Genomic DNA, 19,333 nt, shown 5'->3' with positions numbered 1-19,333 from the left:
AAGATGAGTAATGAAATAATAAGAGTGAAGATTGATGATATAATTCCAAATACATACCAACCACGTAAATACTTTCATGAAGAAGCTTTAATGGAATTGTCTCAATCTATTAGGGAGCATGGAATAATACAGCCTATTACTGTTAGAAAACGTGGAGCAATATTTGAACTTGTAGCTGGAGAGAGACGATGGAGGGCAGCTAGACTTGCAGAATTAGCAGAAGTACCTTGCGCCATTGTTGATATTTCTGATACTGAATCAGCACAAATTGCATTATTAGAAAACTTGCAAAGAGAAGATCTTAATTTTATTGAAGAGGCTGAAGCCTACTATAATTTAATGCATGATCATAACTTTACTCAAGAAGAAATAGCAACAAAGATGGGTAAAAAACAATCTACAGTTGCGAATAAGCTAAGATTATTAAAATTATCTCCACAGGTAAGGTCATTATGTTTAGAAAATGCATTAACAGAAAGACATGCTAGAGCTCTATTAAGTTTACCAGATGAAGCTCTTCAACTAAAGGTTATTGGAAAAGTTATTAAAAATAGTTTAAACGTAAAGAAGACAGAAGAATTAATAAATAAAGAATTATTAAAGATAGCTGGTAAGCAATTAAGTGGAAAAGGAAAGAAAAAAATTAAATCTGTTTTTCCAGCGAAATTGTATGTTAATACAATAAAGCAAGTATTTGATAAGTTTAATATACCAGCCGATTATAAATTTAACGATACAGAAGAATATATTCAAATTACTGTTAATATTCCTAAGAATAAAATGTAATAAAACGACTGAATTATGGTAGTATTTTCATCTTTTTATATATTTCAATGAAAAAGATGAGAATACTGCTTTTTTTATATAAATCTTCTTTTATTATTACATGATTATATATATAATATTATTATGGAAAGGGGGTGTAGGCTCTATTGATTAGAGCTTTATATGAAGGTAATTTGTGTATTTAATCAAAAGGGTGGAGTTGGGAAGACTACTACCAACATTAATTTATGTGCCTATCTAGCGATGGAAGGGTATAAGGTTTTAACTATAGATATAGATCCCCAAGGTAATACGACAAGTGGATTAGGATTAGATAAAAGAAATCTAGAGTTATCTATGTATGATGTTTTAACATCAGATTCACCGTTAAAGGATGTTATTCTAAGAAGTGATTTAGTACAAAATCTTTATATTGCGCCATCGACAATGGAATTAGCTGGTGCAGAAGTAGAAATGATTGAAAAGAAGGATAGAGAACGTATATTATTGAAGAAAGTAGAAGAAGTAAAGGATGACTATGATTTTATTTTTATAGATTGTCCACCATCATTAGGAATTTTAACTATTAATGCATTAACTTCTAGTAATTCGGTTCTTATTCCTATACAATGTGAATTCTATGCTTTAGAAGGTGTAGGACAACTGATAAACACTATACAATTAGTTAAAAAGTCACTAAATAAGGATTTAGAAATAGAGGGTGTTCTAATGACTATGTTTGATTTTAGAACTAATCTTAGTAATGAAGTATACAAAGAAGTCGAAAAGTATTTTGATGAGAAGGTATTTAAGCAAACTATACCAAGAAATATTAGATTAGCTGAAGCTCCAAGCTTCGGATTACCAATTATGCTATATGATGAAAAATGTAAAGGTGCTGAATCTTATTCAAACTTTACTAAAGAGTTTTTAGAAAGGCAAAAGTAGATAGGTGATTAAATGAGTAAGAAATTTGCTTTAGGAAAAGGATTAGGAGCATTAATTCCTGATGATATAGAATCTAATAAGGAAGAAAGCAATTTATTAATTCCTTTAAACAAAATTAAAAGTAATTCAGAACAACCAAGAAAAGCTTTTGATAATGAAAAAATTGCTGAGTTAGCTGAATCAATTAAGAATCACGGAATTATACAGCCGTTAATACTTAAGCAGAAAGGCAGTAATTATATTATTGTTGCCGGTGAGAGAAGATGGCGAGCAGCAAAGATGCTTAGCTTAAAAGAAGTTCCAGCTATTGTTATGGATTTGACTGATAAGGAAGTACTTGAAATATCGTTAATTGAGAATATTCAAAGACAAGACTTAAATCCTATAGAAGAAGCCTTAGCTTATAAAAAGTTATTATCAGACTTTAATCTTACTCAAGAAGAACTTAGTAAGAGAATAGGTAAGTCTAGAGCTACAATTACAAATACTATGAGACTAACAAACCTTGATGAAAGAGTTCAACAATATTTAATTGAGGGAATAATCACTGAGGGGCATGGAAGAACGTTATTAGGAATTGATGATGGAGATTTACAGTACGATATAGCACAAAAAACTATAGATGAGAAATTATCAGTACGTGAGCTTGAAAGACTTATTAAAAAACTCGGAAATGAGCAAACTAATAAGGAAGTGGAAGAAAGGTCAAAAGAATTAAATCCTTATTATAAAGATGTAAGAAATAAGCTACAAGATTACTTTGGTACTAAGGTTAATCTAAGTAGTAAAAAGAATAAGGGTAAGATCGAAATCGAATATTATTCAGAAGAGGATCTTCAAAGAATTTTAGACATAATTAATTTATAATGTTTCACGTGAAACATTTTGAAAGGATGAGCTAGAAGTGGAAAGTTTAATAAGTAGTTTAAATGATTATCTTCCGTATATATTAGGAGGAATGGCATTAATAATCTTACTTCTATTTATATTGGTGATAGTTTTATTCAAATCAATTAGTAAACTAGAAAATAGATATAGAAAATTAATGAGAGGTGCTAGTAATAAGAATTTAGAAGAATTAATAGTATCACAACTGGAGAATATTGAAAAAGCTAATGCTAATTCAGAAACTGCATTAGAGAAATGTGAAAGTCTATCATCCAAAATGAAAGAATGTGTTCAAAAGGTTGCTATCATGAGATATAAAGCCTTCGAGGATGTAGGTAGTGATTTAAGTTTCTCAATAGCAATATTAGATGATAATAATGATGGAATAATGCTAACTGGTATATATGCAAGACAAGAAAGTACAACTTATGCAAAACCTATAGATAAAGGTATATCTAGATATGATTTATCTGAGGAAGAAATTTGTGTTTTAAATGAAGCAATAAATAAAGATGCTAATGTAAAAGTGAAAAAGAAAAAATAAAAACTGAGTGAGAATATAATTCTCACTCAGTTTTTATATGTTAGGAAGAGTAAAAATATCGTTAATAAAATTATCATTATTTTTTTTATTACCGACACTCTTTAAAATGAAGTGGTATATTCCATTAGATATAGAATCAGCTAATGACATAACAGTATAGAGGCGTGTATTTTGTAAAACCATAAATTCAAAACTACCTGAAATATTAACGATTCCTGTTATACTCATCTCTCCAATGGGAGGTAGATCTTTACTTACAGCTAAACCTGGTAAAACTGGTTTATGATCAATAAAAACTTTTCCTATATTATTAAAGCTGCCTAAACAAGCATCGATACCTATAATATAAGGATCATCAAAGTTCTCATGTATTCTATTCATAATTGTAAGTAAGTTTTTTGAATGTATTGGGTTTTCTAAAGTTCCATAAATATAAAAGTTTTTTCTTTTTATGCATTGCAGTTTATATCCTATTAAGGGACCGAGAGAGTCACCTGTAGACCTATCCGTACCAATACATAAGAAAATTATAGAGCGATTAGATTTCACTATTGGCTTTAGCTCTTTATATAAATAATCTCTTATTGCTTCATAAGAGTTATGTGAGGTAGAATCAACTGAAAAACAATTATCCATAAAAAAGCCTCCTTTAATGGAATTATTTCCATTAAAGGAGGCTATTATTCATTTATATGAGGTTTTTGCCAATTTTATTTAGTACGGTTAAAGTATAGTCTATTTCCTCCTTAGTATTGAAAAAACCAATACTTAATCTAACAGTTCCCGTTGGGAAAGTATGTATGGATTTATGGGCTAGAGGAGCGCAGTGAAGACCAGCTCTATTCTTTATTCCATTACTATCTAAGTAAAATGAGGTTTCTGATGGATCTATGTCCTTATAGTTAAATGATATACAGGTAGTAGAATTATTATTATTATTAGTATCTCCATAAACAGTAATACCATCTATATTAAGCATACCATTTAAAAGGATGCCTCTTAGAAGTTTATTTTTATCTTCTATAGTATTTCTACCTATTATATTTATATAGTTAATGGCATTAGATAATCCTATTATGCCAGGCATATTTAATGTACCACATTCAAATTTATCAGGAAGAAATGTAGGTTGATAAAGTGAATGTGATAAGCTGCCAGTTCCACCACTTAAAATTGATGAACAAGAATCATTAAGCTTATCATCAATGATAAAGCCACCAACACCTTGAGGTCCTAAAAGACTTTTATGGCCAGTAAAAGCAATAGCATCAGCTTTAAGACTCTTCATATCAATATCTATGACACCAGCAGTTTGGGCTGTATCAATAATGAAAAAAACATCAAATTCACGACAAATCTCGCCAATAAGTTTTAAGTTTTGAATTGAGCCAGTTACATTAGAAGCGTGAGAAATAATAACAGCTCGAGTATTACTTTTCACTTTCCCTTTAATATCATTAGGATCAATAAATCCTTCCGTTGAGGCTTGGATTATATCTAACTCAATATTAAGAATTTCTTTACAATCTATTAATGGTCTAAGAACAGAGTTATGCTCCATTGAAGAAGATATAACATGGTCACCAGATTTTAATAGACCTTTTATAAGTAGATTTAAAGATGTAGTTATATTATTAGTGAAAATAACATTTTCACATTTATCATAATTAAAAAATTGAGATATTCTTTCACGAGCTAATAAAAGCTGACGATTACTTTCAAGTGAATTAGAATAATTTGATCTATTAGCATTACCGCCAATATTGATTAAGTAATCATATATTGAGTCAGCCACTATTTTAGGTTTTGGGAATGTCGTACTTGCATTATCTAAATATACATCCATAAAGACACCTTCTAACAAAATAATTTTATAGTCCCATATACTACAAAGACTATACCTAAAAATAATAGTACATAATCTAGAATTGAGGAAGTCTTTTTGGCTATATTTTTATTGAAAAGTCTAAAACCTTTTGTAGCTAGAAAGTTAAGTAGCACAAACCAACTTAAACTTCCAACCACCATGGCAAGGAAAGAGCAGATGAAATATAAATTACCCTTTGACCTCCAAACACTCATAACAGTTCCGCTTACCGCTAACCATAATGAGAGTGTCATTGGATTTAATAAAGTAATTAAGTAACCAGAAAATAGTCCCCCCCAATTTTCTATTATTAAATATACTAGTGGAATTAGTAGGATATCTTTTAGAGATATAATTAAAAATAATTAATATAATTCCTGATAGTATCCAAAAAGCACCTTCAAAGGAAGTGTCAATTGCAAAAAAACTTAATAAACCGAAGTTTATTATAAGTATACATGTTATATCAGCTAATATAGCCCCAATGGAAACCTTGAAACCTTCCATAAAGCCAAATGTGATTGATCTATTAACTGACTCTATTCCGGAGGGCCCTAGGGGGATAGAAACGCCAAATCCTGTAAAGTATCCTATTAACAATCCTATTACTAAATGTCTTAGTTTTATCATAATATGCTCCTTAAGATTTCTAATATTACTTACTAATTATAATGTAAAATATAATAAAATTCACCTTAATTTAACAAAGAATATTAATCTATTACTCTTACTTTATTAATATGAAAAAACATATATAATATAAATGTAGAGTTGTAATTATAGGAGGATAATATGAAATATTATATTATAGTATATAAAAATACCCACGAGGCAATGGAAGCAGATAAGAAGCTTAGTGAGAAGGGATATGACTTTAAAATAATGCCCACACCAACTTCAATAACACAAAGTTGTGGCATATGTACTAGATTTAGTGAAATAGATATAATAGAAGACATTATTGATTCTAATATTGTTGAGTATAAAAATATCTATATGAAAGATAGTGAGGGTTTTAAATTAATAAAATAAAGATAGGTGATTAATATGAAATTGGGTGCATTATTTAATTTCAAGACTGAAGCTACTAGTTTGGATTTAGGTATTATAGAGATTAGTATTTCAGATATAGAATACCTAATAGGAAAAGGAATAAAGATAATAGTAGTATTATTATTAATGTATTTTACTATTAAGATTGGAAATAGGTTGATTAATAAATTTGTAGATAGGCAAATTAAAAGTAATACGAAATTTTCAATGGATACTCAAAAAGCATTAACTATAGGAGAAGTCTTAAAAAGTATATTGAAGTACATGACATATTTTATTGGAGCAGCAATACTATTATCTGATTTCTTTAAGGGGGTATCCGTAGCACTAGCCAGTGTAGGTGGATTTGCTCTGGGATTTGGAGCACAAAGTTTAGTTAAAGATATAATAAATGGATTCTTTATACTCTTTGAAGATCAATACGGAGTTGGTGATCATGTTACAATAGGTACATTTACAGGAATAATAGAGACAATTGGAATTAGGACAACTGTTATTAGAGATTTTACAGGTGATATACACCTTATACCTAATGGATCAATAGTTCAAGTAACCAACCATTCAAGAGGTAATATAAGGTTTATTGTAGATATAGAAATAGCATATGAGGATAATATAGATAATGCTATTGATATAATATCTAATGTGTGTAAGAACTTTGAAGAAAGAAATGATGAAGTAACAGAGCCAATAGAGGTGTTAGGAGTAAACTCACTAAATCCATCAAGTGTAACAATAAGGGTATCTGGTAGAAGTAAGCCATTAAAGCAATGGAAAATGGAGAGAGAATTAAGAAAGGAAATAAAGTTAGCATTAGATAGGGAAGGTATAGAGATACCATATCCAAAAACTGAGTTTATACAAAAAGAAGAGTAGGAGGCATTTAATATGGTAGAGACTTTTAATTTAGGTGATATAGTAGAAATGAAAAAACAACATCCTTGTGGTACTCATGAATTTGAAGTCATAAGAGTGGGAGCAGATATTAAGATAAAGTGTACAGGATGTGGCAGAATAGTAATGATTCCAAGGGCAAAATTTGTAAAAGGTGCAAAAAAGATTGTAAAGACCTCTGAAGTGTAAAAAAAACTTGAAAAAAAACTAATTAGGTGTTAAAATTATTAATTGTAATCCCTGCTGTACAAAGTACAGCCGTTAGTCCGAGGGGAGGAGGTGAATTAGATGAGAAAGTACGAAACTATATTCATACTAAGCCCATCATTTGACGAAGAAGCTGTTAAAGCTAATATCGAAAAATTTAAGGGTGTAATAGAAAATGGTGGCGGAACTGTTGAAAATGTTGATTTCTGGGGTAAGAGAAAGCTTGCTTATGAAATTGCAAAAGTAAACGAAGGTTACTATACTCTAGTAAACTTTACTGCTGGTCCAGAATTACCAAGAGAATTAGATAGAATATTTAGAATTACTGATGGAGTTATCAGACACATCATCGTTAAAGAAGAAGCTTAATATGGAGGTATTGTAATGAATAAGGTTATTCTTATTGGAAGACTTACAAAAGATCCAGAATTAAGGTTTGCAGCTGGCAGCGGTACTGCTGTTAGTAGATTTTCTGTTGCTGTTACAAGACCTTTTAAGAAGGATGAGACTGACTTTATCAATTGCGTAGCATTTGGTAAAACAGCAGAAACAATATCCCAATACCTTACTAAAGGTAGACAAATAGCTGTTACTGGAAGCATTAGAACAGGTAGCTATGATGCTCAAGATGGAACAAAGAGATATACTACAGATGTTGCAGTAGAAAGCTTTGAGTTCATTGGTTCAGGCAACGGTGGAGCTAGGGAAAATGCAGATTCATTCAATGGTGGATACGGAAATTCAAATTCTGATTATTCAGCTCACTCAAACAACGATGCATTCGGTGGAGCGAGCTTCAATGATGACATAACTCCTGTAGATGATGGAGATATGCCATTCTAAATTTCAAGGTAAGGAGGAAAAAGTAATGAGAGATGCTAGAAGACCAGGCGGCAAAATGAGAAGATCTAGAAAAAAGGTTTGCGCTTTTTGTGTAGATAAAGCTGAAAATATAGATTACAAAGATGTTGCTAAGTTAAGAAAGTTCGTTACAGAAAGAGGTAAGATATTACCAAGAAGAATTTCTGGAACATGTGCTAAGCACCAAAGAGAATTAACTACAGCAGTTAAGAAGTCAAGAAACATAGCATTATTACCATTCACAACTGAATAGTAATAATAACCTCTGATTTTATCAGAGGTTTTTTTATTAAAATAAATATTATTATATGAAGCTTTATGGCTTCTTTTTTATACTTTTTGTAAATACTATAATTAATAAAGGTATGCATCAATACATATTATGGTAAAAACCTATAACATATGTTGCAATAGTTAGTAAAAAAAACTACAATATATATACAAGGAAAAATAGGGGTGAATTCAATGAAACACAAGGAACTTAACATAATGGCAAATGTTAAAATAATAGAAAACTTGAAAGCTCAATTACTTTGTATTGTAGGTGAATTTTTTAGATTATTAACTAAAGGAACTAATGTAGCTCAAGATGCTATAATTGATTGTATATCAGGTGCTATAATAATTCTTTATGTACTAGGGGAGAAGTTAGGATATTCATTATCTGAGATTGATCATACAATGAAAAATAAATTAGATATGGGGATAAAAGCAGAAGATGAAGTTGAGAAAGATGGAAAGAGTTTAAGTGAATTAAAAAGTTATATAAGCAAGAGAAGAGATTAGTATCTTACAGGAGGCTAGTATATGAAAAGACTTAAAGTTCTTAAGCCATATCTAAAGCCTATTGCACTAATTACTCTATCTGTAGCTTCCTGCTATAAAGGCTACGTTGCTATTGGAGCAATAATATTTTTGGTATATTTAATAGATAATTTCTATACCCTAAATATATATTGGAAAAAAGAAAGTGACATGAAACAATTTACTAGTTCTATTGATAAGAGTGTATCCGGTAATTTATGCAATTTAGCATTACCAGTGGCGCTTATTAAAGAAAATGGAGAAATTGTTTGGCATAATGAAAGATTTAACGATCTGAAAAAAGGCGAGGAGCTATTAGGTAAGAATATCGTAAGTATAGCTAGGGGTATGAATATAGATAAAGTAGTGAGGAATGAAGAGTCATCACACCAAAGATTAAAATATAATAGTAGGTTATATGATATTCATAGCACTAGAATAGTTAGAGATAAAGATGTTTTTATACTTGTATACTTTAACGATATAAGTGATTTAGTAGGTTTGGATAGTACAAAAGAAAGTGTAGTGTTAATCGAAGTAGATAATTTAAATGAGGCTTTGGATACAACAGAAGAGAATAATAGACCATTAGTTGTAGCGGAAGTAGAAAGAATGATTAATGCATATGCACATAAAATTAATGCAATGATAAGAAAATATGATACAAATAAATATATATTATCAGTGCAGGATAAGTATATCAAGGAACAGATAGAAGAAAAGTTTCCTATATTAGATGAAATTTCTACTATAAATAAAGGAAATAAATTAGAAGTTACATTAAGTATGGGAATTGGTAGAGGTGGTATATCTCCATTAGAGAATAACAACTTTGCTACAGTAGCAAAAGAGCTTGCCTTAGGTAGAGGTGGAGACCAAGTTGTAGTAAAGGATAATGAAGATATAAAGTTCTTTGGTGGAAATACTAAAGAAATTGAAAAGAGAACAAGAGTAAGAGCAAGGGTAGTATCGCATGCATTAAAGGAATTAATATATGAAAGCAGTAAAGTATATATATTAGGTCATAAGAATCCTGATATGGATTGTTTTGGGGCTGCTATTGCATTATCCTCTGTTATTAAACAACTTGGTAAGGAATGTAATATTATATTAAATAATGATACTAATCCAATAGAGTACTTCTTAGGAAAATTAGCAAAGGATGAAAGATATAAAGGTAGGTTTATATCTTTAGAAGAGGCTAATAAAGAATTGGATGATGAAACATTAATTATAGTTGTAGATGTTCACAATAAGAGCTATGTTTCAGATGTAGATATTGTTGAAAGAGCAAAAAGAAAGGTTATAATTGACCATCATAGAAGAAGTCCTGATATAATAGGAGGAGCATTACTAAATTATATAGAGGTATATGCATCATCTACGTCAGAAATGATCACAGAAATAATTCAATATATTGTTGATAAGCCTAATCTAACAACTGTAGAGGCTGAAGGTTTATTAGCAGGGATAGTTATGGATACTAAAGGATTTTCCTTCAAAACTGGAGTAAGAACTTTTGAGGCAGCTTCATTTTTAAGAAATATGGGAGCTGATACCATACAAGTAAAGAAGATGTTTACTGATAATTTGGAAGATTATCTATTAATTGCAGAAACTATAAAATCTGCGGAAGTAGATAATGAAAATCATACAGCTATAGCTGTATGTCCTAATAATGTAGATACAGTTATTGTTGCAAAAGCAGCAGATGAAATGCTTAATATTTCAGGTATTTTAGCTTGCTTTGTTCTAGCTAATATAAATGATGATATTTATATTAGTGGTAGATCTGTAGGTGATATTAACGTACAGGTGGTGTTAGAAGCCTTGGGAGGCGGAGGACATATGAATATTGCAGGAGCAAAATTATCTGGTATTACTATAGATGAAGTTATAGAAAAACTAAAAGATTCAATGACAAAACATTTAAGGGTGGGTGAATAGACATGAAAGTAATTTTATTACAAGATGTTAAAAAGATAGGTAAAAAAGGTGATGTTATTAATACATCAGATGGATATGCGAGAAACTTTTTATTTCCAAGGAAATTAGCTCAAGAAGCTACAGATGCAAGTCTTCACATATTAAATAATCAAAAGGAAAATGAAAGAAAGCAAAAGTTGGCTGAAATAGAAGCAGCACAAAAGCTAGCAGGAGAGCTAAAAGGCAAAGAAATAAGAATAACTGCTAAAGCTGGAGATGGTGGTAAGCTATTTGGAGCAATTACGAGTAAAGATGTAGCAGAATTAATAGATGCTCAATACAAAATAAAAGTAGATAAGAAAAAAATAGTAATGGATACAATAAAAATCGTTGGCGGATATGAAATAGAAGTTAAGTTATATCCTCAAGTGTCGACTAAGATGAAAGTTATTATTGTTCCACAAAATTAAGGAGGAGTAATATTGAAGTTTCATGAGGAAGCAAGCTTCTTACAAGAAGTATTAGATGGAAACTTGTCTCAAGAAGCTCAGATTAATGTGTTATTTGAGATATTAAATAATGTTTTAGATCAAGGAGCAGTTAGAGCAAGGACAGTAAAATATAAATTACAAAAGTATACAAAGTCAGCAAATGTTTGTGAAAGAGCATATGCATTAAATATGATAGCCTCAGATGGAAAGGGTATGGATGTTATACCTAAAGAGGAAGAAGTAAATAAGGTTTTAGAAAATACAGTGGATTGGATAGCTGAAGAGATTGCTCGTAAGTACGTACAAAATCAGATTGAATCTAAAGTAGAACAGTCTATTATGGAAAAGCAAGAAAAGTATATAGACGAAGTAAGACTTTCTGTTATAAAAAAGCAGAAGGGCAGCGAAAATAATAAGACTAAAAAGAAGTATGAGGATTTAGTTAATCTTGATGAAAAAGTAACGAATAAGAATATAATGAGCGTTTTAAGGCCAGAAACTTTAGATGAAGTAGTAGGTCAAGAGAGAGCTATTAAATCTCTTATTTCTAAGTTATCATCACCATATCCGCAACATATTATTTTATATGGACCTCCAGGGGTTGGTAAAACTACAGCAGCTAGAATAGCATTAAATAGAGCTAGAGAATTAAATTTTACCCCATTTGATGATGATTCTAAGTTTGTTGAAGTTGATGGAACTACATTAAGATGGGATCCGAGGGAGATTACAAATCCTTTATTAGGGTCAGTACATGATCCAATATATCAAGGAAGTAAAAGAGATTTAGCTGATATAGGAGTTCCAGAACCAAAGCCAGGGTTGGTTACAGAGGCTCACGGTGGAGTTTTATTCATAGATGAAATTGGAGAGTTAGATAATATACTTCAAAATAAGCTATTAAAGGTTTTAGAAGATAAGAGAGTGGAGTTCTCCTCATCATACTACGATCCAGATGATGAAAATACACCTAAGTATATTAAGTATTTATTTGACAAAGGGGCACCAGCAGATTTTGTTTTAATTGGAGCAACAACAAGGGAGCCAGGAGAAATAAATCCTGCTTTAAGATCAAGATGTACAGAAGTATATTTTGAACCATTAGCTGCAACAGATATACAACAAATAGTTATAAACGCTGCTAATAAGTTAAAGGTAAAACTTGAAGAAGGTGTTGCTGAATATATTAGTAGATATACTATTGAGGGGAGAAAAGCTGTAAATATTTTAACTGATGCTTATGGATTTGCTTTATATAGTGAAAAGAGAGCAGAGGTTGAAGGTTTTGAAATAAAACTTAGTGATGTTGAAGAAGTAATTTCAATAGGTAGATATACTCCTTTTGAAAGAGATGATTATACTGATAAATTTGAAATAGGTCATATATACGGATTAGGTGTAAGTGGGTTTATTGGTTCAACTTTAGAAATAGAAGCAGCTGTATTCCCAGCAAAGAAAAAGGGTGTAGGATCAGTAAGATTTAATGAAACAGCAGGTTCTATGGCAAAAGACTCTGTATATAATGCAGCATCGGTTATTAGAAAATTTACTGATAAAGATATAAGAGATTATGATATTCATGTAAATGTAGTTGGTGGAGGAAAGATAGATGGACCTTCAGCAGGTGCAGCTATAACTGTATGTGTTATAAGCGCATTATTAAATAAACCTTTAAGACAAGATATTGCAATTACAGGAGAAATTTCTTTAAGAGGAAAGATAAAACCTGTAGGAGGAATATTTGAAAAGGTATATGGAGCTAGAAGAAAAGGAATAAAGCTAGTATTAGTTCCGAAGGATAATGAAAAAGAAATACCAAAAGGCTTAACAGATATTGATGTTAAAGCTGTCAGTGATATAGAAGAATTATTAGAAATAGTATTTAAATAAGAAGAGGGGAGGGTTACTTTTGGACGCTCCAGTAATGAGAAGTTTGCCACAAAGTATAGAAGCGGAACAGTCTGTAATAGGGTCTATGATTATAGATAAATCTGCAATAGCGCAAGTGGCAGAAAAATTAGGAGAAGATGATTTTTATAGGGATGGTCATAAAGTTATATATAGGGCAATATTTGAAATGTTTAAGAATGATATGGCTGTTGACCTTCTGACCCTATTAGAATATTTGAAATCAACTGATCAATTAGAACGAGCTGGTGGAGTAACATACATTACTGAAGTAAGCTCATCAGTACCTACAACTGCAAACTTATCTTCATATATAAAGATAGTTGAAGAAAAGTCTATTTTAAGAAGGCTTATTAAGTCAGCTACAACAATTATTGAGGATAGTTATAATAAGCAAGGTGAAGTAGAGGAAGTCTTAGATCAGGCTGAAAAGAAGATATTTGATATAGCAGAAAAAAGAACGACTAGTGATTTTGAACCATTAAATGTTGTACTAGAAAGAGGTTTCCTTGAAATAGAAAGACTATTTAATAACAAGGGAGAAATCACAGGAGTAAGTTCAGGATTCAAAGATCTAGATGCAAAGACATCTGGTTTCCAAAAGGGGGATATGGTGCTTATAGCTGCCAGACCCTCAATGGGAAAAACAACATTTGCCTTGAATATTGCAGAACATGCAGCACTAAGAGAAGGTAAGAGTGTAGTTATATTCTCACTAGAAATGTCTAAGGAGCAGCTAGCATATAAGTTATTATGTTCTGAAGCAAATGTAGATTTACTTAAGCTTAGAACAGGTGCTCTTGAAGATAAGGATTGGGAAAATATAGCGAGGGCTACGGGGCCTTTATCTAAAGCTAAAATGTACATAGATGATACAGCAGGTGTATCTGTAATGGAAATGAGATCTAAATGCAGAAGACTTAAGATGGAGTATGGTATAGATTTAATTATGATTGACTACCTTCAATTAATGTCCGGATCTTCTTCTGAAAGTAGACAACAAGAGGTATCTGAAATATCAAGATCTATTAAGGCGCTAGCTAAAGAAATGGAATGTCCAGTTATAGCATTATCACAGTTATCACGTGCTCCAGAACAAAGAGCTGACCATAGACCAATGCTTTCGGATTTAAGAGAATCAGGCTCTATAGAGCAGGATGCCGATGTTGTTATGTTTTTATACAGAGATGAGTATTATAATAGAGAAACTGAAGATAAGAATACTGCTGAGTGTATAATTGCAAAACAGAGAAACGGCCCAGTTGGTACTGTAAAGATGGCCTTCTTAGGTCAACTTAGTAAGTTTGGAGATTTAGATGTTGTTCATCAAGAATAACAAGTGATTTGGGGGATTTATAATGAATAAAAAAATTGGATTTATTGGCTGTGGCAACATGGGTGGGGCTATGGTTGGAGGATTAATTAATTCTGGATTTCAAAGACCAGAAGATATAATTATCTCTACAAGAACAGAAGAATCAGCTAATAGCTTAAAAGAAAATTTAAAGGTTAATACTACTTTAGATAATAAGGTTGTAGCAAAGGAAGCAGATATTCTATTTCTTGCAGTAAAACCTAATATGTATAAGAAAGTTATAGATGAAATTAGAAGCTATCTATCAAAGGATAAGCTTATAGTTACTATAGCAGCAGGAATAACTATTGATGATATGGAGGAATGGCTAGGAGAAGGCTATAAGATAGTTAGAACTATGCCTAATACTCCAGCACTTGTAGGAGAAGCTATGTCTGCTGTGTGTCCTAACGTAATTATAACAAAAGAAGAGCTTGATTATATATTTAATATATTTGAAAGTTTTGGTGAATGTGTAGAGTTAGAAGAGAAAGATTTTCATGGATTTATAGCATTATGTGGATCATCACCAGCTTATGTATTCATGTTTATTGAAGCAATGGCTGATGGTGCAGTTAAGCTTGGAATACCTAGAGCTAAAGCATATAAGATGGCTTCACAAAGCCTTCTAGGCTCAGCTAAAATGGTTTTGGAGACAGGAAGGCATCCAGGAGAATTAAAAGATATGGTTTGCTCTCCAGCTGGAACAACAATAGATGCAGTAGCAGAGCTTGAAAAGCAAGGGTTAAGAACTACTGTTATAGAAGCAATGGTTAAATGTGCAGATAAATCTAAATCAATGTGATAAGTATATAAGAAGAAGTTAAGTAATACAGCACTTAACTTCTTTTTTATATTTAAAATTAAATTTTATTTACTTTAGTTCTAATAGCGGCTTCTTTTACGGCTTCAGCTACCATTCTTTGAACCTTTAAGTCAAAGGCTTTTGGAATAATATTATCAGCTGTAAGCTCCTTTTCATCTATAGCATTAGCAATAGCATATGCAGCAGCAACTTTCATCTCTTCGTTTATCTCACTTGCTCTTACATCTAAAGCGCCTCTAAATACTCCAGGGAAGGCTAATACGTTATTAATTTGGTTTGGATAATCGGATCTACCTGTACCAACAACTCTAGCTCCAGCATCCTTTGCATCCTCTGGGAATATTTCAGGAGTTGGGTTAGCCATTGCGAAAAGGATTGAATCTTTATTCATTGATGCAACCATTTCCTTAGAAACTATATTTGGCGCAGATACTCCAATAAATACATCAGCATCCTTCATAGCATCCTTTAATAATCCTTTTTCTTTGTTAGGATTAGTTATTTCAGCTAACTCTCTTAAAGCATCATTTTCTAATTCAGAGTCTGTAGTAATTATTCCATTAATATCACACATTACAATATTAGATACCCCAGAAGAAAGTAATAACTTACAGATTGCAGTACCAGCAGAACCAGCGCCATTTATAACAATCTTCAAATCTTTTAATTCTTTATTCACAATTTTTAAGGCGTTTATAACACCAGAAAGAACAACTATAGCAGTACCATGTTGGTCATCGTGGAAAACTGGTATGTCTAGTTTTTCCTTAAGTTTTTTTTCTACTTCAAAACATCTAGGTGCAGAAATATCTTCTAGGTTAATTCCGCCCAGTGATGGGGAAATTCTAAGGATTGTTTCTACAATCTCATCTACATTTTTAGTATCAAGAACTATAGGATAAGCATCAACATCTCCAAACTCTTTAAAAAGTACACATTTTCCTTCCATTACAGGTAATGAGGCAAGTGGTCCAATGTCTCCTAATCCTAGAACCGCAGTTCCATCAGATATTACCGCAACAGTATTACATTTTCTTGTGTATGTATAAGCCTTAGTAGGATCTTTGTGTATTTCTCTACAAGGCTCAGCCACACCAGGTGTATAGGCAAGGCTTAAATCATTAGCATTATTTATAGAACATCTTGACTTTATTTCTAATTTACCTTTTAATTCCTCGTGAAATTTTAAAGCTTCTTCGTATATAGTCATATAAGCACCCCTTTTCAATATTTAAATGGTGAATAATAGCCCTGTCTATATAATCATACACATATTATACGAATTATTCATTAAATTTGCAAAAAAATATTCGATTACTATGTTGACCTATGGGTCTCACTTTGCTAGTATGAAATATGGAGATTTTTCATAAGGAGGCAATGTATATGTCAGCATTTATTGTTTTAGGCGCTCAATGGGGCGATGAAGGAAAAGGAAAGATGACGGATTATCTGGCAGAAGAGGCAGATGTAGTAGTTAGATTCCAAGGAGGTAATAATGCAGGTCATACTGTAGAGGTTGGAGATAGACAATACAAGCTTCACTTAATACCTTCAGGTATATTATACGATGACAAACTAAATGTAATAGGTAATGGAGTTGTAGTAGATCCTAAGGCTTTATTTGAAGAAATAGGATACCTAGAGAAAGAAGGAGTTAAGGTAACACCTGATAAGCTTATAATTAGTGATAGAGCTCACTTAATTATGCCGTATCATAGAGTGTTAGATAAATTAAAAGAAAAGGCTAGAGGCAAGAATGATATAGGAACTACCGGTAAAGGTATAGGTCCTTGTTATACAGATAAATTTGAAAGATGTGGTATTAGAGTATGTGATTTAATGCACGAAGAAGTTTTCGAAGAAAAGCTTAGAGAGAACGTGGCAATGAAGAATGATTACATCACAAAGGTTCTTAATGGAGAACCACTTGATGTAGAAGAAATATTAAGTGATTATAAAAACTTTGCAAATAAATTAAGACCATTTGTTAAGGATACATCAGTACAAGTATATGATGCTATTAAAGCAGATAAAGATGTTCTATTTGAGGGTGCTCAAGGTATGTTACTAGATATAGACCATGGTACATATCCATATGTTACATCATCAAATACTACAGCAGGTGGAGTAAGCAACGGCGTAGGTATAGGACCTAATCTTATAACTAATGCAGTGGGTATAACTAAAGCTTATACAACAAGAGTTGGTAAGGGGCCATTCCCAACAGAATTAAATGATGAAACTGGAGAATGGATTAGAGAAAAAGGCCATGAATATGGTGTAACTACAGGAAGATCAAGAAGATGTGGTTGGTTAGACTTAGTTATAGTAAAATCAACAGTTAGAGTATGTGGATTAACATCTTTAGCAGTAACAAAGATTGATACATTAGCAGGACTTGAGAAAATTAAGGTATGTGTGGGATATAAATTCGATGATAAAATAATTGATTACTTCCCAGCTAGCTTAGAAGATTTAGCTAAGTGTGAACCAGTATATGAAGAGTTTGATGGATGGGATGAATCAGTTGCAGATGCAAGAAGTTATGAAGAGCTACCTGCAAATGCTAAGAAATACCTAGAAAGAATTGCAGAGTTTACAGGAACAAAGATTTCAATTGTTTCAGTTGGTCCAAAGAGAGATCAAACAATGAGAGTAACAGAACTATAATTTATTATATTTTAAGAAGACTTTTTATTAAGAATAAAATATAATTTATTTTAGAACAATAACTATAATTAGCTACAAAGAGGTGATATGAATGATAACTAAGGATATGACAATTGGAGAAGTAATTAAGGCAAATCCAGATAAGGCAGAAGTTTTAATGAGTTTTGGTATGGGATGCGTTGGCTGTCCATCAGCACAGGCAGAAACTATAGAAGAAGCTGCTATGGTACACGGACTTAATTTAGATGAGTTAATGGAAGCATTAAATAAATAATGAAAAAATTAAAAGGAAGCAATTTGCTTCCTTTTAATTTTTTATTTTAATAACAGAAACATCTTTTCTTTGAAGTTAAAAAATCTAAGAATTTATTTTCATAATCAGTAAATAAATAGTTTTTTCTAAAAGCAACGTAATAATTAAATGGTATATCTAACTCTTCAATATTAATTTTTTGTAGAGTACCAGTTCTTAATTCATGACTTACAACAGATTCGGGTAAGAAGGAGTATCCCCTACCAGAGGCAACTGATGATTTAATAGATTCTAAAGAGTTTAAAGAAAGTAATATGTTCAAATTACTTAAAGTTAGAAGATTCTCTTTTAGTGACTTTTCTAATAAAGCTAATATACCAGAACCTTCTTCTCTTAAAATTAAAGGTATTGAAGTTAATTCAGATAGGGATATAGAGTTTTTCTTGGTATTCTTTCCGCCAACCAATATTAATCTATCTGACATTATAGGAATCGTAGATATATTATCTGGTACAATCATATCTTGAATTATTGCTATATTAGTAGTGTGGTCCATAAGTTTCTTCAAGACATTAGAGGAATTATCTATCTCCATAGAAATATCAATATTAAAATGAATTTCTTTGAAGGTATATATACTACAAGGAAGTATGTGTTCTCCAATACTTTTGCATGAAGAAATAAGTAATTTAGATTTTTTATTCTTAAGGTTTTTCAAATCTATTTGCAAATTATCTTCTAATGAAAGCATGCTATGTGCATATTCGTAGACAAGAGATCCCTCCTCTGTTAATCCAACGCCTTTATTACTTCTATTAAGAAGTTTTGCACCAATTTCATTTTCTAAACTTTGCAATTGCATACTAAGTCCTGGTTGAGTTAAATGTAATTCCTTTGCTGCCTTAGAAATGCTATTAAACTTCACAGTAGTATAAAAAGAACGTAGAGATACTAAATTCATATAATCACTTCCTAACCGTATTATTGTAAATATAGTCTATATTACTAATGCAAAGGATGTCAAATTAGGAAATGCTGTTATAAGGATTAGTTATAATGGATAAGGAGTTG

22 protein-coding genes are annotated in these 19,333 nt (G+C 31.3%); 18 read left to right on the top strand and 4 right to left on the bottom strand.

All coding sequences use genetic code 11. The features are described from left to right. The first annotated feature begins 3 nt into the window (after positions 1–3). From noc to ACSYT2_RS18205, 4 genes are all read left to right on the top strand, one after another. On the top strand, positions 4–786 hold the full coding sequence (gene noc / locus ACSYT2_RS18220) for a nucleoid occlusion protein (RefSeq protein ID WP_430857999.1): 783 nt from the start codon (positions 4–6) through the stop codon (positions 784–786). A 162-nt stretch (positions 787–948) separates the two neighbouring features. Next, positions 949–1,713 (top strand): ParA family protein, encoded by a 765-nt coding sequence (locus tag ACSYT2_RS18215; RefSeq protein ID WP_430858000.1) that lies wholly within the window; start codon positions 949–951, stop codon positions 1,711–1,713. A gap of 12 nt (positions 1,714–1,725) precedes the next feature. Beyond that, entirely contained in the window at positions 1,726–2,580 is an 855-nt protein-coding gene (locus ACSYT2_RS18210; RefSeq protein WP_438385379.1) for a ParB/RepB/Spo0J family partition protein, read from the top strand. A 37-nt stretch (positions 2,581–2,617) separates the two neighbouring features. Then, positions 2,618–3,145 (top strand): DUF4446 family protein, encoded by a 528-nt coding sequence (locus ACSYT2_RS18205; RefSeq protein WP_430858002.1) that lies wholly within the window; start codon positions 2,618–2,620, stop codon positions 3,143–3,145. A 33-nt stretch (positions 3,146–3,178) separates the two neighbouring features. On the opposite strand, the gene yyaC is transcribed toward ACSYT2_RS18205, so the two are convergent. Both yyaC and ACSYT2_RS18195 read right to left on the bottom strand, forming a co-directional pair. After that, positions 3,179–3,781: a spore protease YyaC gene (gene yyaC, locus ACSYT2_RS18200; protein WP_430858003.1), complete on the bottom strand. Its 603-nt coding sequence runs from the start codon at positions 3,779–3,781 to the stop codon at positions 3,179–3,181. 52 nt (positions 3,782–3,833) lie between these two features. After that, positions 3,834–4,991, bottom strand: a complete 1,158-nt coding sequence (locus ACSYT2_RS18195) for an aminotransferase class V-fold PLP-dependent enzyme (protein ID WP_438385378.1) — start codon at positions 4,989–4,991, stop codon at positions 3,834–3,836. 813 nt (positions 4,992–5,804) lie between these two features. On the opposite strand from ACSYT2_RS18195, the gene ACSYT2_RS18190 reads away from it, so the two are divergent. The 12 genes from ACSYT2_RS18190 (at position 5,805) to proC (ending at position 15,315) form a co-directional block, all read left to right on the top strand. Then, positions 5,805–6,044, top strand: coding sequence for a putative Se/S carrier protein (locus ACSYT2_RS18190; RefSeq protein ID WP_430858006.1), 240 nt, complete (start codon positions 5,805–5,807; stop codon positions 6,042–6,044). A 15-nt stretch (positions 6,045–6,059) separates the two neighbouring features. Further along, the gene (locus ACSYT2_RS18185) at positions 6,060–6,941 is read left to right on the top strand and encodes a mechanosensitive ion channel family protein (protein WP_438385392.1); all 882 of its coding nucleotides are present in this window, start codon (positions 6,060–6,062) and stop codon (positions 6,939–6,941) included. A gap of 12 nt (positions 6,942–6,953) precedes the next feature. After that, positions 6,954–7,148 (top strand): DUF951 domain-containing protein, encoded by a 195-nt coding sequence (locus ACSYT2_RS18180; protein WP_430858008.1) that lies wholly within the window; start codon positions 6,954–6,956, stop codon positions 7,146–7,148. 99 nt (positions 7,149–7,247) lie between these two features. Next, the gene (gene rpsF, locus ACSYT2_RS18175; RefSeq protein WP_430858009.1) at positions 7,248–7,535 is read left to right on the top strand and encodes a 30S ribosomal protein S6; all 288 of its coding nucleotides are present in this window, start codon (positions 7,248–7,250) and stop codon (positions 7,533–7,535) included. A gap of 15 nt (positions 7,536–7,550) precedes the next feature. Further along, a complete protein-coding gene (locus tag ACSYT2_RS18170) occupies positions 7,551–8,009 on the top strand; it encodes a single-stranded DNA-binding protein (protein WP_430858010.1) in 459 nt (152 codons plus the stop codon). A gap of 25 nt (positions 8,010–8,034) precedes the next feature. After that, entirely contained in the window at positions 8,035–8,280 is a 246-nt protein-coding gene (rpsR, locus tag ACSYT2_RS18165; protein ID WP_430858011.1) for a 30S ribosomal protein S18, read from the top strand. 212 nt (positions 8,281–8,492) lie between these two features. Next, entirely contained in the window at positions 8,493–8,813 is a 321-nt protein-coding gene (locus tag ACSYT2_RS18160; RefSeq protein WP_430858012.1) for a MazG-like family protein, read from the top strand. Positions 8,814–8,834: 21 nt separating this feature from the next. Next, on the top strand, positions 8,835–10,778 hold the full coding sequence (locus ACSYT2_RS18155; protein ID WP_430858013.1) for a DHH family phosphoesterase: 1,944 nt from the start codon (positions 8,835–8,837) through the stop codon (positions 10,776–10,778). Between the two features lie 2 nt (positions 10,779–10,780). Beyond that, the gene (gene rplI / locus ACSYT2_RS18150) at positions 10,781–11,227 is read left to right on the top strand and encodes a 50S ribosomal protein L9 (RefSeq protein ID WP_430858014.1); all 447 of its coding nucleotides are present in this window, start codon (positions 10,781–10,783) and stop codon (positions 11,225–11,227) included. Between the two features lie 12 nt (positions 11,228–11,239). Beyond that, positions 11,240–13,138 carry a Lon family ATP-dependent protease gene (lonC, locus tag ACSYT2_RS18145; protein WP_430858015.1) on the top strand — a complete coding sequence of 633 codons (1,899 nt, stop codon included), beginning with the start codon at positions 11,240–11,242 and terminating at the stop codon, positions 13,136–13,138. A 19-nt stretch (positions 13,139–13,157) separates the two neighbouring features. After that, positions 13,158–14,492, top strand: a complete 1,335-nt coding sequence (locus ACSYT2_RS18140) for a replicative DNA helicase (protein WP_430858016.1) — start codon at positions 13,158–13,160, stop codon at positions 14,490–14,492. A gap of 22 nt (positions 14,493–14,514) precedes the next feature. After that, positions 14,515–15,315 (top strand): pyrroline-5-carboxylate reductase, encoded by an 801-nt coding sequence (proC, locus tag ACSYT2_RS18135; protein WP_438385377.1) that lies wholly within the window; start codon positions 14,515–14,517, stop codon positions 15,313–15,315. Positions 15,316–15,373: 58 nt separating this feature from the next. On the opposite strand, the gene ACSYT2_RS18130 is transcribed toward proC, so the two are convergent. Next, positions 15,374–16,546 carry an NAD(P)-dependent malic enzyme gene (locus ACSYT2_RS18130; RefSeq protein WP_430858018.1) on the bottom strand — a complete coding sequence of 391 codons (1,173 nt, stop codon included), beginning with the start codon at positions 16,544–16,546 and terminating at the stop codon, positions 15,374–15,376. Positions 16,547–16,722: 176 nt separating this feature from the next. Here ACSYT2_RS18130 and ACSYT2_RS18125 point away from each other — a divergent pair, with 176 nt between their 5' ends. Beyond that, complete coding sequence (locus ACSYT2_RS18125; RefSeq protein ID WP_430858019.1) at positions 16,723–18,009, top strand: adenylosuccinate synthase; 1,287 nt, start codon at positions 16,723–16,725, stop codon at positions 18,007–18,009. 91 nt (positions 18,010–18,100) lie between these two features. Next, positions 18,101–18,283, top strand: a complete 183-nt coding sequence (locus ACSYT2_RS18120) for a DUF1858 domain-containing protein (RefSeq protein ID WP_430858020.1) — start codon at positions 18,101–18,103, stop codon at positions 18,281–18,283. Between the two features lie 46 nt (positions 18,284–18,329). On the opposite strand, the gene ACSYT2_RS18115 is transcribed toward ACSYT2_RS18120, so the two are convergent. Then, on the bottom strand, positions 18,330–19,223 hold the full coding sequence (locus ACSYT2_RS18115) for a LysR substrate-binding domain-containing protein (RefSeq protein ID WP_430858021.1): 894 nt from the start codon (positions 19,221–19,223) through the stop codon (positions 18,330–18,332). Between the last annotated feature and the right edge of the window lie 110 nt (positions 19,224–19,333).

This window comes from Clostridium zhoujianii (genome assembly GCF_051590805.1).
Lineage (GTDB): Bacteria > Bacillota > Clostridia > Clostridiales > Clostridiaceae > Clostridium.
Note: the sequence above shows the minus strand (reverse complement) of the source record. Positions and strands in the feature narration are given on the sequence as shown.

Bases quoted from the DNA above. Each gene is read 5' to 3' on its own strand.
- noc (WP_430857999.1), top strand. From the start codon at position 4: ATGAGTAATGAAATAATAAGAGTGAAGATTGATGATATAATTCCAAAT.
- ACSYT2_RS18215 (WP_430858000.1), top strand. From the start codon at position 949: ATGAAGGTAATTTGTGTATTTAATCAAAAGGGTGGAGTTGGGAAGACT.
- ACSYT2_RS18210 (WP_438385379.1), top strand. From the start codon at position 1,726: ATGAGTAAGAAATTTGCTTTAGGAAAAGGATTAGGAGCATTAATTCCT.
- yyaC (WP_430858003.1), bottom strand. From the start codon at position 3,781: ATGGATAATTGTTTTTCAGTTGATTCTACCTCACATAACTCTTATGAA.
- ACSYT2_RS18195 (WP_438385378.1), bottom strand. From the start codon at position 4,991: ATGGATGTATATTTAGATAATGCAAGTACGACATTCCCAAAACCTAAA.
- ACSYT2_RS18190 (WP_430858006.1), top strand. From the start codon at position 5,805: ATGAAATATTATATTATAGTATATAAAAATACCCACGAGGCAATGGAA.
- ACSYT2_RS18185 (WP_438385392.1), top strand. From the start codon at position 6,060: ATGAAATTGGGTGCATTATTTAATTTCAAGACTGAAGCTACTAGTTTG.
- ACSYT2_RS18180 (WP_430858008.1), top strand. From the start codon at position 6,954: ATGGTAGAGACTTTTAATTTAGGTGATATAGTAGAAATGAAAAAACAA.
- rpsF (WP_430858009.1), top strand. From the start codon at position 7,248: ATGAGAAAGTACGAAACTATATTCATACTAAGCCCATCATTTGACGAA.
- ACSYT2_RS18170 (WP_430858010.1), top strand. From the start codon at position 7,551: ATGAATAAGGTTATTCTTATTGGAAGACTTACAAAAGATCCAGAATTA.
- rpsR (WP_430858011.1), top strand. From the start codon at position 8,035: ATGAGAGATGCTAGAAGACCAGGCGGCAAAATGAGAAGATCTAGAAAA.
- ACSYT2_RS18160 (WP_430858012.1), top strand. From the start codon at position 8,493: ATGAAACACAAGGAACTTAACATAATGGCAAATGTTAAAATAATAGAA.
- ACSYT2_RS18155 (WP_430858013.1), top strand. From the start codon at position 8,835: ATGAAAAGACTTAAAGTTCTTAAGCCATATCTAAAGCCTATTGCACTA.
- rplI (WP_430858014.1), top strand. From the start codon at position 10,781: ATGAAAGTAATTTTATTACAAGATGTTAAAAAGATAGGTAAAAAAGGT.
- proC (WP_438385377.1), top strand. From the start codon at position 14,515: ATGAATAAAAAAATTGGATTTATTGGCTGTGGCAACATGGGTGGGGCT.
- ACSYT2_RS18130 (WP_430858018.1), bottom strand. From the start codon at position 16,546: ATGACTATATACGAAGAAGCTTTAAAATTTCACGAGGAATTAAAAGGT.
- ACSYT2_RS18125 (WP_430858019.1), top strand. From the start codon at position 16,723: ATGTCAGCATTTATTGTTTTAGGCGCTCAATGGGGCGATGAAGGAAAA.
- ACSYT2_RS18120 (WP_430858020.1), top strand. From the start codon at position 18,101: ATGATAACTAAGGATATGACAATTGGAGAAGTAATTAAGGCAAATCCA.
- ACSYT2_RS18115 (WP_430858021.1), bottom strand. From the start codon at position 19,223: ATGAATTTAGTATCTCTACGTTCTTTTTATACTACTGTGAAGTTTAAT.